Source organism: Halanaerobium sehlinense (genome assembly GCF_055379485.1).
In genome coordinates this window covers 1,859,128-1,873,964 of sequence record NZ_AP042442.1, presented here as the reverse complement: position 1 = coordinate 1,873,964, position 14,837 = coordinate 1,859,128, and the positions used below count along the sequence as shown (strand labels likewise).

At 33.0% G+C, this 14,837-nt stretch carries 13 protein-coding genes and 1 other annotated feature; of the genes, 12 read left to right on the top strand and 1 reads right to left on the bottom strand.

Going from position 1 to position 14,837, the window contains the following annotated elements:
- The first annotated feature begins 7 nt into the window (after positions 1-7).
- The 12 genes from ftsW to ileS all read left to right on the top strand — a co-directional run bounded on the left by ftsW (position 8) and on the right by ileS (position 13,392).
- Positions 8-1,102, top strand: a complete 1,095-nt coding sequence (gene ftsW, locus ACZ446_RS09180; protein ID WP_464392270.1) for a putative lipid II flippase FtsW — start codon at positions 8-10, stop codon at positions 1,100-1,102.
- A 7-nt stretch (positions 1,103-1,109) separates the two neighbouring features.
- Positions 1,110-2,213: an undecaprenyldiphospho-muramoylpentapeptide beta-N-acetylglucosaminyltransferase gene (murG, locus tag ACZ446_RS09175; RefSeq protein ID WP_464392269.1), complete on the top strand. Its 1,104-nt coding sequence runs from the start codon at positions 1,110-1,112 to the stop codon at positions 2,211-2,213.
- A gap of 41 nt (positions 2,214-2,254) precedes the next feature.
- Positions 2,255-3,619, top strand: a complete 1,365-nt coding sequence (gene murC / locus ACZ446_RS09170; RefSeq protein ID WP_464392268.1) for a UDP-N-acetylmuramate--L-alanine ligase — start codon at positions 2,255-2,257, stop codon at positions 3,617-3,619.
- Positions 3,620-3,653: 34 nt separating this feature from the next.
- The gene (locus ACZ446_RS09165) at positions 3,654-4,349 is read left to right on the top strand and encodes a cell division protein FtsQ/DivIB (RefSeq protein WP_464392267.1); all 696 of its coding nucleotides are present in this window, start codon (positions 3,654-3,656) and stop codon (positions 4,347-4,349) included.
- Positions 4,350-4,470: 121 nt separating this feature from the next.
- Positions 4,471-5,757, top strand: a complete 1,287-nt coding sequence (ftsA, locus tag ACZ446_RS09160; RefSeq protein ID WP_464392266.1) for a cell division protein FtsA — start codon at positions 4,471-4,473, stop codon at positions 5,755-5,757.
- 44 nt (positions 5,758-5,801) lie between these two features.
- On the top strand, positions 5,802-6,878 hold the full coding sequence (gene ftsZ / locus ACZ446_RS09155) for a cell division protein FtsZ (RefSeq protein ID WP_464392265.1): 1,077 nt from the start codon (positions 5,802-5,804) through the stop codon (positions 6,876-6,878).
- A gap of 67 nt (positions 6,879-6,945) precedes the next feature.
- Positions 6,946-7,848 (top strand): biotin/lipoyl attachment domain-containing protein, encoded by a 903-nt coding sequence (locus tag ACZ446_RS09150; protein ID WP_464392264.1) that lies wholly within the window; start codon positions 6,946-6,948, stop codon positions 7,846-7,848.
- Positions 7,849-7,853: 5 nt separating this feature from the next.
- Positions 7,854-8,558: a YggS family pyridoxal phosphate-dependent enzyme gene (locus ACZ446_RS09145; RefSeq protein ID WP_464392263.1), complete on the top strand. Its 705-nt coding sequence runs from the start codon at positions 7,854-7,856 to the stop codon at positions 8,556-8,558.
- 18 nt (positions 8,559-8,576) lie between these two features.
- Complete coding sequence (locus tag ACZ446_RS09140) at positions 8,577-8,849, top strand: YggT family protein (protein WP_464392262.1); 273 nt, start codon at positions 8,577-8,579, stop codon at positions 8,847-8,849.
- 11 nt (positions 8,850-8,860) lie between these two features.
- Entirely contained in the window at positions 8,861-9,649 is a 789-nt protein-coding gene (locus ACZ446_RS09135) for a YlmH family RNA-binding protein (RefSeq protein WP_464392261.1), read from the top strand.
- A gap of 18 nt (positions 9,650-9,667) precedes the next feature.
- On the top strand, positions 9,668-10,237 hold the full coding sequence (locus ACZ446_RS09130; protein WP_464392260.1) for a DivIVA domain-containing protein: 570 nt from the start codon (positions 9,668-9,670) through the stop codon (positions 10,235-10,237).
- A 91-nt stretch (positions 10,238-10,328) separates the two neighbouring features.
- Positions 10,329-10,542 (top strand) — a binding site (T-box leader).
- A 54-nt stretch (positions 10,543-10,596) separates the two neighbouring features.
- Entirely contained in the window at positions 10,597-13,392 is a 2,796-nt protein-coding gene (gene ileS, locus ACZ446_RS09125) for an isoleucine--tRNA ligase (RefSeq protein ID WP_464392259.1), read from the top strand.
- A gap of 89 nt (positions 13,393-13,481) precedes the next feature.
- Here the strand turns inward: ileS and ACZ446_RS09120 are convergent, their stop codons facing one another.
- Complete coding sequence (locus tag ACZ446_RS09120) at positions 13,482-14,837, bottom strand: MATE family efflux transporter (protein ID WP_464392258.1); 1,356 nt, start codon at positions 14,835-14,837, stop codon at positions 13,482-13,484.

Here is a 14,837-nt window from a genome sequence, read left to right as displayed (position 1 = left end):
AGTAATTATGCGCAAAAAGCGGCCTGATTTTATCTTGTTATTTACAATATTAGCTTTAGTTTTGAGCGGCTTAATTATGATTTTATCTGCCAGTTCTATTAAAGCGGAACAGCTCTTTTCTAACAGCTATTATTTTTTTAATAATCAGCTTAAATATTTAGTTGTTGCTGTTGTTATTTCATTAGTTATCTACAAACTTAAATATGAAAAGCTAAAAATTTTGGCACCGTATTTTCTCTTAATTGCTCTAGGCTTTTTAATCTTAGTTTTAATACCTGGGATTGGAAGAATGGCTGGTGGATCAAGGAGGTGGCTTCCTCTGGGGCCGGTTAGTTTTCAACCGTCTGAGCTGGCCAAATTCACTCTGGTTATTTATCTGGCTGCATATATTGATAGAAATAAAGAAAAAATGAAAAAATTCAAAGAAGGAATCTTACCTCCAATAACTGTGATTGGACTAATGGCATTTTTAATTTTAATGGAACCTGATTTAGGGACAGCTGTTACTTTATCTACAGTTGCAGCAGCTATGATTTTTGTTGGAGGGATTAAGATATCATTATTCTTTGTTTTAGGTTCTGCAGCTATTCTGCTGTCTTTTGGAGCAATAATTTCTGAACCATATCGTCGGGAGCGGTTATTAACTTTTTTAAATCCATGGCAGGACCCTTTAGATAGCGGTTACCATATTATTCAATCACTACTTGCACTTGGTTCGGGAGGGCTTTTTGGAGTTGGAGCTGGAAACAGTCATCAGAAATTTTTGTATTTACCAGAACCAGGTACAGACTTTATCTTTGCTGTCCTGGGAGAAGAGTTTGGGCTGATTGGTACTCTTTTTATAATTAGTCTTTATTTCTTGCTCAGTTGGAGGGGGTTGCGAATTGCAGCTCGAGTTGATGATCCATTTGCTTCAATGCTGGCAGTTGGAATAACTTCAATGATTGTTATCCAGGCTTTAATTAATATGGCTGTAGTTACTTCATTAATGCCAGTAACAGGAATCACTTTACCGTTAATTAGTTATGGAGGATCTTCCTTGGTTATTAATTTAACAGCATTAGCTTTATTACTTAATATTTCTTGTTATGTTGAAGGATGATAAATTTATGAGAGCAGTAATTACAGGTGGAGGAACTGGAGGACATATTTATCCAGCTTTAGCCATAGCAGAAGAATTAAAAAAAAGAGGTTGGGAAATTTTATATTTAGGATCTAAACAGCGAATGGAAGCTGATATTGTACCTAAAACAGGCTTTGATTTTAAGGGGCTTTCTGTTAGACCCTTACCTCGCAGCATTTCTTTTAAATTAATTACTTCTTTATTTTATAATCTAAAATCTTTTTTGAATTCATTGAGAATAATAAAGGAGTTTAAGGCTGACTTTGTTATTGGGACAGGAGGCTTTGTTGCTGGCCCTGTTGTTTTAGCTGGAGTAGTTCTGGGAAAGAAAACATTAATTCATGAGCAAAATGCATATCCCGGAATAACCAATAAATTGCTGTCTCGTTTTGTTGATAAAATTTGTTTAAATTTTGCTGAATCTGCTGGTTATTTAAAAGTTGATAATCAAAAAATTGAAATAACTGGTAATCCAGTACGGCCTAAAATTATCAATACAAATCGTCAAAAAGCTTATCAAAATCTTGATCTAAATCCCAAATTAAAAACAATATTAATTACAGGGGGAAGTTTAGGAGCCGAAGTAATAAATCAGAATATATTAGAGCTTTATAAATATGCCTTAAAAAATAAAGTTCAGATTCTACATTTAACTGGTAGAAAAAATTATAAAGAATTGAAAAATAATTTGAAAAGTAATAATTTGAATCTAGAAGATCCATTAATTAAAGTAATTGATTATTTAGATGAAATGGAATTCGCGCTTGCTGCAGCTGATTTAATAATTTCCAGGGCAGGAGCAACTGCTTTAGCTGAAATAACTACCTGTGCCAAACCTTCTATTTTAATTCCTTTTGCTGCGGCTGCTGAAAACCATCAGGCAGTAAATGCTGAAACACTTGCTAAAAGAGGAGCAGCAGTGGTAATTAAAGAATCAGAACTAAATGCAGGTCTTTTGTTAAAAAGAGTTATAGATATTATTGAGGATGAGCAAAAATTGAAGTCAATGGCCGCAGCGGCAGAGTCAATGTCACAAAAAAATGCTCTTAAAAACATTATTGAAGTTGTGGAAAGATTAAATAAAAAATAATTAAATTATGTGATAAATATTAAAAATTTAGGGTGATCAGATTGTTAAAGAAAAATTCTCATATACACTTAATTGGTATTGGTGGAGTTTCAATGAGTGGGATAGCAGAAATACTTGCTGAAAGAGGATACAAAGTAAGTGGTTCTGACTTAAATAAAAGTAAGTATCTTGATTTATTAAAAAAATATAAGATAAAAGTTTTTATTGGTCATGATGCTGATAATATTAGTGGGGCTGATATAGTAGTTAAGACCAGTGCTATTCCTGATGATAATCCAGAGCTTAAAGCAGCCAGACAAAAAAATATTAAAATTTTAAAAAGAGCAGAAATGCTTTCATATTTAATGAGAGATAAAAAAACTATTGCTGTTGCAGGAACTCATGGCAAAACAACAGTAACAGCTATGTTAGCAGCAATATTTAAAGAAGCTAAAAAAGATCCTGCAGTTATGGTTGGTGGGTATTTAAAAGAATTGAACGGAAATATAGCAGATGGAGCTGGTGAATATTTCATAACTGAAGCAGATGAAAGTGATGGCTCTTTTTTATATTTTGATCCTTATTTACTTTTATTAAACAATTTAGAGTTAGATCATCCTGATTTTTACCAGGATTTGAATGAATTTATGAATATTTTTAAAAGATTTGCAGATAAGAATGACAAAGAAGCTATTCTATTATATAATAAAGACAATGTGAACCTAAATTCTTTGTTTGAAAACAGGGTTAAAACTAGTATATTTTCTCTAAATAAGGGAGAGTATACAGCTAGAAACATAAAATATAACAATTTTGAAAGTAGTTTTGATTTTTATCATCAGGAAAAATCTGAGGCTCAAATTAAACTTTCTGTTCCAGGAGAATATAATTTATACAATGCATTAGCTGCTTCTGCAGCGGCCTATAAATTAAATATTGAAACAAAATATATTAAAACCGCTTTAAAAAAATTTAGTGGAGTTGGACGCAGATTTGATTTTAAAGGTAAAATTTTAAATTCAAAAGTAGATATTGTTGATGACTATGCTCATCATCCAACTGAGATTAAAGAACTCTTAAAAACTGTAAAAAATATGGATTATAATAAAATCAGAGTTGTATTTCAGCCACATAGATACAGTAGAACTAAAACATTTTTAGAAGACTTTAGTTATTCTTTTGTTAACGCAGATCAAGTTTATTTAACAGATATCTTTTCTGCTTCTGAAAAAAATAATTATAATATTTCTGTTAGCAATTTTGCAGAAAAGATTGCAAAAAATTCTGCAGTGAAATGTGATTATATTTCAGATTTCAATAAAATAGCAGAAAAATTATTATCTGAGGTAGAAGCAGGGGATATAATCTTAACTGTAGGTGCTGGAAATATTACTGAGTTTTCTAAACTTTTATTAGAGCCCAGGTGATTATTTACAAGCTCAGATATGTGAGGGATAATTAATGGAGAAAAAATATCAAATTGTATTAATGATTTTGTTTTTTATATTTTTAACTTTTTTATCATTCCTCTTTTCTCCTTTTTTTCACATTAGAGACTTTGTTTTTCATTCTAGAAATGAAATTAACAAGAATGAGCTAAGAAAAAATATTAATCAATTTTATGGAGATAATTTGTTGTTTTTAAATGAAGATGATTTAAGGAACAATTTGTTAGAACACAATCTAATATCTTCAGTTAAAATTGAAAAAGCTTTTCCTTCAACGGTTCATGTAGTTATTGAGGAAAGAAGAGCGGTAGCCTGGCTAAAAAATAATAATCAAAAACTTATTTTTTCAGCTGATGGAATTATTTTAAACGAAAAAAGTTTAGAGACTGAGCTTAAATCACCACAAATTGAAGGTTTTCCATATTATTTCAACCAGGATAAAATTGTTTTGCCAGCAGTGAGTGATGAAATGTTAAAGGTTTTAAATAATTTGGAAGCTGAATTTCTAGCTGAAATCAATAAAATATTATTTCAAAATAATATTTATAAATTATATTTAAAATCAGGTATTGGAGTGAATTTTGGCAGAAATGAGCAGCTGGCAGATAAATTTGCTATTTTGAATTCAATTTTAGATAATAATCAGGATACAGAAATTGACTATATTAATCTGCAGGTTGTAAAACATCCTGTAGTTAAGTTTAAATAAAATTATTTTCACAGAGATGAAGGGAAATAAGTATTTATATTGAATTAATTTATGTAAGCCTAAAGTATTGATTATTTAAATGAAATTAATAAATATTTGATTAGAAAGGAGGTAGACTGTTGTGAAAAAAAGAAAGATAGTTACTGGACTTGATATTGGTACTACCAAGATTTGCGCTTTAATAGCAGAGATAGGTGGAGAAAACAATATTGAAATTATTGGTATTGGTTTAGCCCCATCTAACGGCCTCCGCAAAGGTATTGTTGTTGATATAGATAAAACCAGTCATGCAATAAAAAGCGCTATTCAAAAAGCAGAAAGAATGGCCGGCCAAAAGGTTGATTCTGCTTATGTTGGTATTGCTGGATCGCATATTAAGTCTATCAACAGTCATGGAGTTGTTGCAGTTACTGGAGATGAGAAGGAAATTAAGGAAAGTGATATAAAAAGAGTTATTGATGCAGCAAGAATTATTCCTGTATCAGCTGAGGAGGATATTTTACATGTTCTTCCAAGAGAATTTATTGTTGACGGTAGTCCAGGAATTCAAGATCCACTTGGTATGTCAGGAGTTAGGCTTGAAGTTGAAACTCATATAATTAAAGGTGCATCAACATCAATTCAAAATTTAGTTAAGAGTGTATTGAGAGCTGGTTTAAGTGTAGATGAGGTTGTTTTGGAGCCACTTGCTTCCAGTCAGGCAGTTTTATCTGAGGATGAAAAAGAGCTAGGAGCTGTTTTAGTTGATATTGGTGGAGGAACAACAGATGTAATAGTTTTTCATGAGGGAAGTATAGCTCATACTTCAGTTTTACCTGTTGGAGGTAATCATGTAAGTAATGATATTGCTGTAGGTTTAAGAACACCTGTTTCTGAAGCTGAAAAAATTAAAATCATGCATGGTTCTGTTCTTCCGGCTGAAATTGATGAATCTGAAAAGATTGAGGTATTAGCTGCGAGTGGGAAAGAAAGAAAAAAGCTCTCTCGTAAAATGTTATGTCAGGTAATTGAACCAAGAATGAATGAAATGTTTAATCTCGTTAAAAAAGAACTTGATAGTACTGGCTCATTGGATTTAACTCCTGCTGGTTTAATATTAACTGGTGGAGCCTCATTGTTAGAGGGGTCAGAAAAACTTGCTTCTGATATAACTGAATTACCAGTAAGAATTGGAGAACCGGATTATGTCAGTGGACTGTCAAATGTTATAGATAATCCCGTATATATAAAAAAGGGTGATACTATACCAAGGGCAATCTTTTCTACAGCAGTTGGTTTAATCGAATTTGCTATAGAAAATGGAGATGCCAAAAATAGTAATGTTAGTAGTAACAGCAGTAATAATAGTAAAGAAATTGTAAGTGGATTTTTTAATAAATTAAAGAATTGGTTTAGTGAATTTTTCTAAAAAATTGATGCTTACATAATATCCTTAACGGGGAGGGAAAATTAGTGTTTGATATTGGAACAGAAATTGAACAATTTGCAAATATAAAAGTAGTTGGTGTTGGTGGTGGTGGTAATAACGCCGTCAATAGAATGATTGAGGAAGGCCTTGATGGAGTTGAGTTTGTTGCTATTAATACTGATGCTCAGGCTTTAATGGCTTCAAATGCTGGAGTAACAATTAGAATTGGTGAAAAAATAACCAGAGGTCTTGGTGCTGGTTCTGATCCAGAAATTGGTTATCAGGCAGCAGATGAGAATAAAGAAGAAATTGCTCAGGCAATTGATGGTGCTGATATGGTGTTTATTACCGCTGGAATGGGTGGAGGCACTGGAACTGGTGCAGCTCCAGTAGTAGCGGAAGCGGCAAAAAAGCAGGGTGCTTTAACCGTTGGAGTTGTAACTAAACCCTTAACGGTGGAAGGTAAGAAAAGAATGAACAATGCCATAAATGGTATTGAAGAGTTAAAAAATAAAGTGGATACCCTAATTGTAATTCCAAATGATCGTTTATTAGAGGTTGCTGAAAAGCAGACTAGCTTAATGGATGCTTTTAAAATTGCAGATAATGTTTTAAGGCAGGGAGTACAGGGGATATCTGATTTAATTACTATAACTGGTATTATTAATCTTGACTTTGCTGATGTTAAAACTATTATGACCGATGCAGGTTCAGCTTTAATGGGAATCGGTACTGCTGATGGTGAAAATAGAGCAACTGAAGCTGCTAAATTTGCAATTGCCTCACCATTGTTAGAAGCTTCTATTGATGGTGCTCGGGGTGTTTTATTAAATATTACCGGTGGAATGGATTTGGGAATTCATGAAGCAAATGAAGCTGCTCGAGTAATTCAAGAAGTTGCTGATCCGGATGCAAATATTATCCTTGGTGCTGTAATTGATGAGAGTTTAGAGAAGGAAGTTAAAGTTACAGTTATAGCTACAGGTTTTGATTCTACCCCGAAGAAGAAAGCTGCAGCTAAAAATACAGAAAATGAAATGCCGGAAGAAGAATTTGAAATGGAAAGTTTTTCTGGTGATGATCTTGATATACCAGCTTTTTTAAGAAATAAAAAAGGATAATAATAATTAAATCCTGATGTAATTACATCAGGATTTAAATTATCCTTTTCTTTTGAAGGTGATTTGAATGTCAAAAAAGAAAAACATCAGTTTTAAGCCTTTTGTAATAATTTTTATTTTTTTGATTGCTCTGATTATAGGAATTCAGATTTTTGGAGCGGCGAGGTTTGAAAGCATTTTGGCTGCTCAAGGAGAAGTGGTAGATGGGTTTTGGTCAGATGTATTGATTATTAGAGATGAAACGGTGATAAGATCTCCCTTAAAGGGAAGGGTTGAATTATTAGCAGGTGAAGGTGACCGACTTGCTTCAGGTAAAAAATTAGCAGTAATCAAATCTGCTGCTCAAGAACAAAAAATATATAATAAAAAGGCAGGAATAGTAAGCTTTGCTGTTGATGGTTTAGAATCTAAGCTTAATCCTAATAACTTAGATCAAATTAATTTAAATAATTTTTCTGAGCTGCAGGGTGATTATAGACACCTTCTTTCTGGTGATAGAATAAAAAAAGGGGATGCTTTATACCGAATTATTAATAATTTTAAGTTATATTTGATGGTAGAAGTTCCAAATTCTCAATCTGATAGATTTAATATTGGTGAGCTGATATTTTTAGAGGAAAAGAATACAGAAAAATTATATGAAGCAAGAATTACAAATATTAGACATAATTTAGTGAAAACATTTTTTCAAATAGAGGTTGAACAGTTTATTCCTCAGTGGATTAACAGAAGAAGAATTGAATTAAATATTATAAAAAATATTTATCGTGGAATTAAAATCCCTCGTAAAGCAGTATTTAATCAGCTTTCAGGTCAGGGAGTGCTTAAGGTAACTGGATATAATAAGTATGAATTTCAAGAAGTTTTAATTTTAAATGGGAATGAAGATTATGTAATAGTCAGTGGTTTAGAAATTGGTGAAGAAATTATTACAAACCCAGAAGACTTTGATTATGGCAGGGAGGCATAGTTTTAATGCAAAAAGAAAAACTTATTTCTAATTTAAAAGAAGTACAAAAGAACATAAAAGAGGCTGCAGCAAAAGCAGATAGAGATTACCAAAAGGTAAAACTACTTGCTGTTAGTAAAAAACATAGCATTGATGAAATAAAAATTCTTAATCAAGCTGGTGTTAAATTTTTTGGGGAAAATCGAGTTCAAGAACTGGAAGATAAGAATGAAAAATTACTTTCCGAAGGGATAGAGCTTGACTGGCATTTTATTGGACATTTACAGAGAAATAAAGTAAAATATTTAATGAGAATGGAAAATTGTCGGATGATCCAGTCTATTGATAGTTTAAGGTTGGCAAAGGAAGTTAATAAAAGAGCAAAAAAGAATAATAGAAAAATACCAATTTTAGTGGAAATTAATATTTCAGGAGATGAAAATAAATTTGGTATAAAACCAGCTAAAGCCGAAGAATTTATTAAGAAAATTATTAACCTGGATTTTCTACAGATAGAAGGATTAATGACAATCTTGCCATATTTAGATGATTCAGAAAAACTTCGTTCTTATTTCAAAGATATGAAAAAATTGTATGATAAAATTTCAACGACAGTGATTTCGTTAAATGAGCTTTCTATGGGAATGACAAATGACTATCAAATAGCTGTAGAAGAAGGTGCAACTATTGTACGGGTTGGAACAGCAATTTTTGGAGAGAGAGAATACTAATTATTTGGAGGAAATTTAATGTTTATTTTAGCAAGAACGATTAGCGCTATTTTTGAAATTTTAAATTTATTAATCATTGCCAGAGTTATAATTTCATGGGTTAGACCTAATCCGGGAGATATGCGTTGGCGGAAGGTAATAAAGTTTATATATGATGTAACAGAACCAATTTTAGGGCCAATCAGAGAGCTTTTACCAAGTGGTGGAATTTTGGGATTGGATCTTTCACCGTTAATTGCCCTGTTTGCTTTATCAATTATTAGAAACTTTTTAATTAATATTGTAATTTAAGGTGGGAATTTATGTTTGATGAAGAAAAATTATTAAACCATTTGCATCGAGAAGAGGATAGGATCCTGGGTTCACATGTTTTAGATAAATGTGAACAGGTATTAAAATATCATAAAACTCAAGCTACAGATTTTTTAAATCCCTACCAGATTGAAATTGCTGTTCCTTTGATTAAACAAATTGCAGAAATCAATTTTAAAAAAGAAGGTGGTTATCCAGGAGCAGAAAGAAAAAGATTGGTCATTTTTCCAGAATATCTTTTTCCTGATTTGGTAGAAAAGCAAATTAAAATCTATCAGCTCGATGGTAACTTTGCTTTTCAGAAATTAACCCACAGAGATTTTTTGGGGGCTTTAATGGGACTAGGTCTGCAGAGGAAAATGATTGGTGACATTATTGTTCACTCAGATTTTGCTCAAATAATTACAGCAGCTGAAATTAAGGATATTATTGAATTAAAGCTGGACCAGGTACATCAGGTTCCAGTTGAAGTTAAAGAAATTGAGGAATCTGATTTGGTAAAACCTGTTCAGCATGAAAAAGAAATATTAACAACTGTGGCATCGATGAGATTGGATTCAGTAGCAAGTTCTGGTTTTGGTGATTCTCGCAGTAAAATGACAAGAGATATTGAGAGTGAAAAAGTTAAGTTAAACTGGAAAATAGAATCTAATCCTGCAGCAGAAATAGAAATTGGTGATTTAATTTCTGTTAGAGGTCGAGGCCGAGTCAAAGTTGAATCACAGCGAGGTATTTCAAATAAAGGTAGGATCAAGTTAACCCTAAAGAGATTAACCTAAGCTAAAAGGAGGGATACTTTGAAATTAAACCCATTAGATATTTATAATAAAGAGTTCAAAAAATCTACTTTTGGTTATAATACAACTCAGGTAGACGAATTCCTAGATGATGTTGGTGTTGCTTATGAAAGACTGCTTAAAGACCTAAATAACCTGCAGGAGGAAAATAGAGCCTTAAAAGAAAAAATTGATGATTTTGAAGCAATGGAAGATCAACTGCAGAACACTTTGAATTCGATGCAGAATACTATATCTGATAGAGTTGATCAGGCTGAAAATGAAGCAAGAATGATTGTTAAAGAAGCAAGAATGAAAGCGGAAAAAATAAAAAAGAATGCTCAGGATGAAGTTCTTTCAGAAAAAAGGAAAGTAGAACAGCTGAGAGAACAAAGAAACTTCTTCAAAATTCGTTTTCAAACTCTTTTAGAAAGCCACTTAGAAATGTTAAAAGAAAATGAGCAGCAGTATTTAGATACTGATTTAGATGATTTTAATGATACTTCTGATTTTGATTTAAATGAGAAAACAGAAGGTGATTATGAATTTGAAAGTGAATTTTCTAAAAAAAATGAAGATGATCAAAAATAATTAAAGTCAAAATGGATATAGTTTAGTAGGTCAGGATAAAACTTGACTTATATTAAATGATGGTTTATAATTGAGAAAAATGTTATATGAAAAAATGATGTTGAAGGGGACAGTATCAATTTTTAATAGTTTATAGCGAACCGGGTCTGGTGGAAGCCGGCAAACAAGAAATTGAAAAAATCACCCTGGAGTTGGTATATGAATTAATTAGTATACCCGTATTTCTGCGTTAAAGATGCTAAGATAAGATTAGTTTTATTTTGCTAATTTTAATTAGGGTGGTACCGCGGTCTCTCGTCCCTTTCAGGACAGGAGGCTTTTTTTATTTTTAATATATTTTTAGGAGGTTATAAAAGTAAATGAGCTATAAAGAGACAATCAATTTGCCTAATACAGATTTTCCAATGAGGGCAAATTTAAGTGAAAGAGAAGTTGATTTTGAAAAATTTTGGGAAGAAAATGAAATCTATGAAAAAGCAGTTGAAAATAGAGAAGGAAATGAAGCATTTATTTTGCATGATGGACCACCATATGCTAATGGTGATATTCATATTGGTCATGCACTAAATAAAGTTTTAAAAGATTTTATTACTCGTTTTTCAACACTTAAAGGTTATTATTCCCCTTATGTACCAGGTTGGGATACACATGGTTTACCAATCGAACATCAGGTTACAAGTCAGATGAGTGATGAAGAAAGAGCTGAACTTACAGTTAGTGAGTTAAGAGAAAAATGTACTAATTATGCTTTAAAATATATTGATCGTCAGCGTGATCAATTTAAGAGACTTGGAGTTTGGGGAGAATGGGATAACCCTTATTTAACTTTAAACACCAATTATGAAGTAAAGCAGATTGAAGTATTTGGTGAAATGGCTAAAAAAGATTTATTTTATAGAGGTAAAAAACCAGTTCATTGGTGTCCGCACTGCGAAACTGCACTAGCAGAAGCAGAAGTAGAGTATGCTGATGACCGTGCTCCATCTATTTTTGTTAAATTTCCAATGCTGGATGAAGTTGAAGTTGGAGGAGTTACTCTAAGCAGTGAAGACAGCTTTATAGTTATTTGGACAACAACCCCCTGGACTATTCCTTCAAATATGGCTATAACCTTTCACCCGGATCACCCCTATGTTGTTGTAGAGGTAGAAGGAGAAAAATTGGTAATGGCTGCGGAACTAGTTGATTCAGTAATGGATCAGACTGGGATTGAACATTATGAGATTATTAGTGAAGAGTTTAGTGCAAAAGAACTTGAAAATAAACGGGCACAACATCCATTTTTTGATAGAGAATCCCTTTTAATACTTGGAGATCATGCAACTTTAGATCAGGGGTCTGGTTGTGTTCACACTGCACCAGGTCATGGTCATGATGACTTTGTTGTTGGCCAGGAATATGATTTAGAAGTGTACGCTCCAATGGATAACAAAGGTTACTTTACTGAAGAAGCTGGCGACTTTGCAGGGAAACATTATGACGAAGCAAATATTATGGTTACTGATAAATTAAAGGAAAAAAATCTGCTGATGGATCTAAGCTTTATTGATCACCGTTATCCTCACTGCTGGCGCTGTAAAAGCAACCTTATTTTTAGAGCTACTGATCAGTGGTTTGCCTCTATTGACGCAATTAAAGAAGAAACTCTAGCTGCAATTGCAGATGTGGATTGGTACCCAGCCTGGGGAGAAGAAAGAATGAGCAACATGATTTCTGAACGTTCAGACTGGTGTATTTCTCGTCAGAAAAAATGGGGGGTTCCAATTCCTATTTTCTTCTGTGATGATTGTGGAGAAGCAGTTATCAATGATGATACCTTAGATTCAGTCAAGACTATTTTTGCAGAAGAAGGATCGGCTTCCTGGTATGAGAAATCTGCGGAAGAATTGTTGCCAGAAAATTACAGCTGTCCTCACTGTGGTGGAAAACACTTTACAAAAGAAGAGGATATAATGGATGTTTGGTTTGATTCTGGTTCAAGTCATAAAGCTGTTTTAGAAGCACGTGACTATCTAAGCTGGCCAGCTCAGGTTTATCTTGAGGGTACAGACCAGTACCGCGGTTGGTTTAATTCTTCTCTTTTAACTGCAGTTGCAACTGAAGGCAGAGCTCCTTATAAAGAAGTCATTACAAATGGCTTTACTGTTGATAAAAAAGGGAATAAGATGTCTAAGTCAAAAGGTAATGTAGTCTCTCCTCATAAAGTAATAGATCAGTATGGAGCTGATATTTTAAGATTGTGGGTTGCTTCTTCTGACTTTAAAAATGATGTTAGAGTCTCAGACGATATTCTCAAGCAGAGCTCGGAAGCATATAGAAGAATTAGAAATACTTATCGCTTCATCTTGGGTAATATTAGTGACTTTGATAGTGAAGAAAATTATGTTGAATATCAGGACCGCAAAGAATTAGATCGCTGGATTATGATTAGACTCCAGGAATTGATTGAAAAAGTGACTTCTGCTTTTGAAAAATATGAATATCACCGTGTTTATCATGATGTTCATAATTTCTGTACTGTTGAGATGAGTTCCTTATATATGGATATAACTAAAGATCGTTTATATACAGATGGAACAGATTCTTTAAGCCGCCGAGCAGCTCAAAGTACTTTATATGATATTATGATGGCTTTAGTAGTAACTCTGGCTCCTATAACTCCACACACTTCTGAAGAAGTATGGCAGTTCTTACCAGAAAAAATGAAAGCTGAAGAGAGTGTTTTCCTAACAGACTGGCCTGAGGTAAAAGAAAATTATTATGACCAGGAATTAACAGCTAAGTGGGATAAACTGCTGGCTGTTAGAAAAGATGTTTCTAAAGCACTGGAATTAGCAAGAGCGGATAAAAAAATCGGTAATTCTTTAGAGGCAATGGTCGAGCTAAAAGGTGCTGATGCTGATCAGCAGCAGTTATTAGAATCTGAAATAGCACAGTTAGCTGACTTATTTATTGTTTCTCAAGCTGAATTAAACAGTGACTTAAATCCAAAGAATGTTCACCAGGGTGAAGAAAGTTCTGTTTTAGTTAGAGTTAGAGAAGCTAAAGGAGATAAATGTGACCGCTGTTGGAAGTATGATGAAACAGTTGGTGAAATTGATGCACATGAAGATATTTGTGAACGCTGTGCAGATGTAATAGAATCCGAAAAATAAAATTGATTTAATATAAAAAAGGCAGCCAATAATTGGCTGCCTTTTTTGGTCATAAGATTATTAATATTAGTTGTTTAACAAAAGATATTTTAAAAAAACTCAATTTCTGCCCACTTCATTTTCAAGAATCTTCTGGTAGTAATTAAGGCAACTACAAACAATGACGTGATTTCAGCCATCCAAACACCAGTAACACCATAATTAGAAACTACAATAAAGTAGTAAGATAACGGTACAAAAAGCAGCCAGAGCCTGATGATAGTGATGTACAATGCTCCTTTAGTGTCTCCTGCTCCTCTTAAGGCACCTGTCATAATTACGACAAAAGCTAAAAACGCCTGATTTAAAGCAACAATTTTTAAAATAGAAACAGAATAATTAATTACCTGTGTTTCATTTGTAAATATTCTTAAGGCAAAAACAGGGAAGAAAAAGTATAACAAAGATAAAAGAACACCAATTAATGTTCCCATTACTGCAGCTGTTAGTCCACTTTTGAGGGATTCTTCTGCATTATCTTCTCCTAAATGTTTGCCAACTAAAGTTGTGGCAGCAATAGCAATTCCTATTGCAGGCATAAAAGAAAGCGATTCTATATTCAGTAGAATTCTAAAAGAAGCTTCTGCTGTCGTATCTAGCTGTGAAATAAAGATACCATTGACAAAAAAGGCAAGCTGCATAAAAAATTGTTCTAAGCCAGCAGCATAGCTTAATTTTATAAGGGGGTTAAAGATTTTAGATGTTATCTTTAACCAGCTTGGATCTAATCTAAGCATACCTCGGCGGCTGATAAAAAGACTTAAATATAAAGCAGCGGCAATAAAACGAGCAAAGGCTGTTGAAATTGCAGCACCGGCAATTCCCAACTCTGGAAAAAACCAGAAGCCGGTTATTAAGACATAGTTTCCGATTATATTTAAGATATTTGCCAGCCCTGTAATGTACATTGGAGTTTTAGTATCACCAGCTCCTCTAAGTGAAGCAGCAGAGGCAAAGGAAATAAACATGAAAAGCTGACCAACAGCAATATATTTTAAGTAAGTAGTTCCATAATTTCTGACAACTGCTGTAATATCATAAACATTTAGTACCTTATCTGCAAAAAAGAAAGTAAAAAGAGTAATTATTATTCCTAAAATAAAGTTTAAAGTTAGATTTTCATTCATTATTTTATTCATTCTCTTTTTATTACCCTCACCATAACTTCTGGATACCATAGCGGTGGCACCAGCATTAAAAGCCGAGAATACAAAAATTAAGGTGAATATTATCTGATTGGCAAAACCTACTGCAGCCAGCGCTTCTTTTCCAATAAAGCGGCTGATCATAATAGTATCGGCCATTCCAACTAATGTATTTAATGACATTTCGAGCATTGCTGGTAGAGCAAGCAGAAAAATATTTTTTGTTCTTTGGTAAGTATTTTTAGTTAATTCTAATTCCAT

Coding starts and splice junctions, on each gene's coding strand:
- ACZ446_RS09145 (WP_464392263.1), top strand. CDS start 7,854: ATGCAAAAAGAAAAACTTATTTCTAATTTAAAAGAAGTACAAAAGAAC.
- ACZ446_RS09150 (WP_464392264.1), top strand. CDS start 6,946: ATGTCAAAAAAGAAAAACATCAGTTTTAAGCCTTTTGTAATAATTTTT.
- ACZ446_RS09135 (WP_464392261.1), top strand. CDS start 8,861: ATGTTTGATGAAGAAAAATTATTAAACCATTTGCATCGAGAAGAGGAT.
- murG (WP_464392269.1), top strand. CDS start 1,110: ATGAGAGCAGTAATTACAGGTGGAGGAACTGGAGGACATATTTATCCA.
- ACZ446_RS09120 (WP_464392258.1), bottom strand. CDS start 14,837: ATGGAATTAGAATTAACTAAAAATACTTACCAAAGAACAAAAAATATT.
- ACZ446_RS09140 (WP_464392262.1), top strand. CDS start 8,577: ATGTTTATTTTAGCAAGAACGATTAGCGCTATTTTTGAAATTTTAAAT.
- ACZ446_RS09165 (WP_464392267.1), top strand. CDS start 3,654: ATGGAGAAAAAATATCAAATTGTATTAATGATTTTGTTTTTTATATTT.
- ftsW (WP_464392270.1), top strand. CDS start 8: ATGCGCAAAAAGCGGCCTGATTTTATCTTGTTATTTACAATATTAGCT.
- ileS (WP_464392259.1), top strand. CDS start 10,597: ATGAGCTATAAAGAGACAATCAATTTGCCTAATACAGATTTTCCAATG.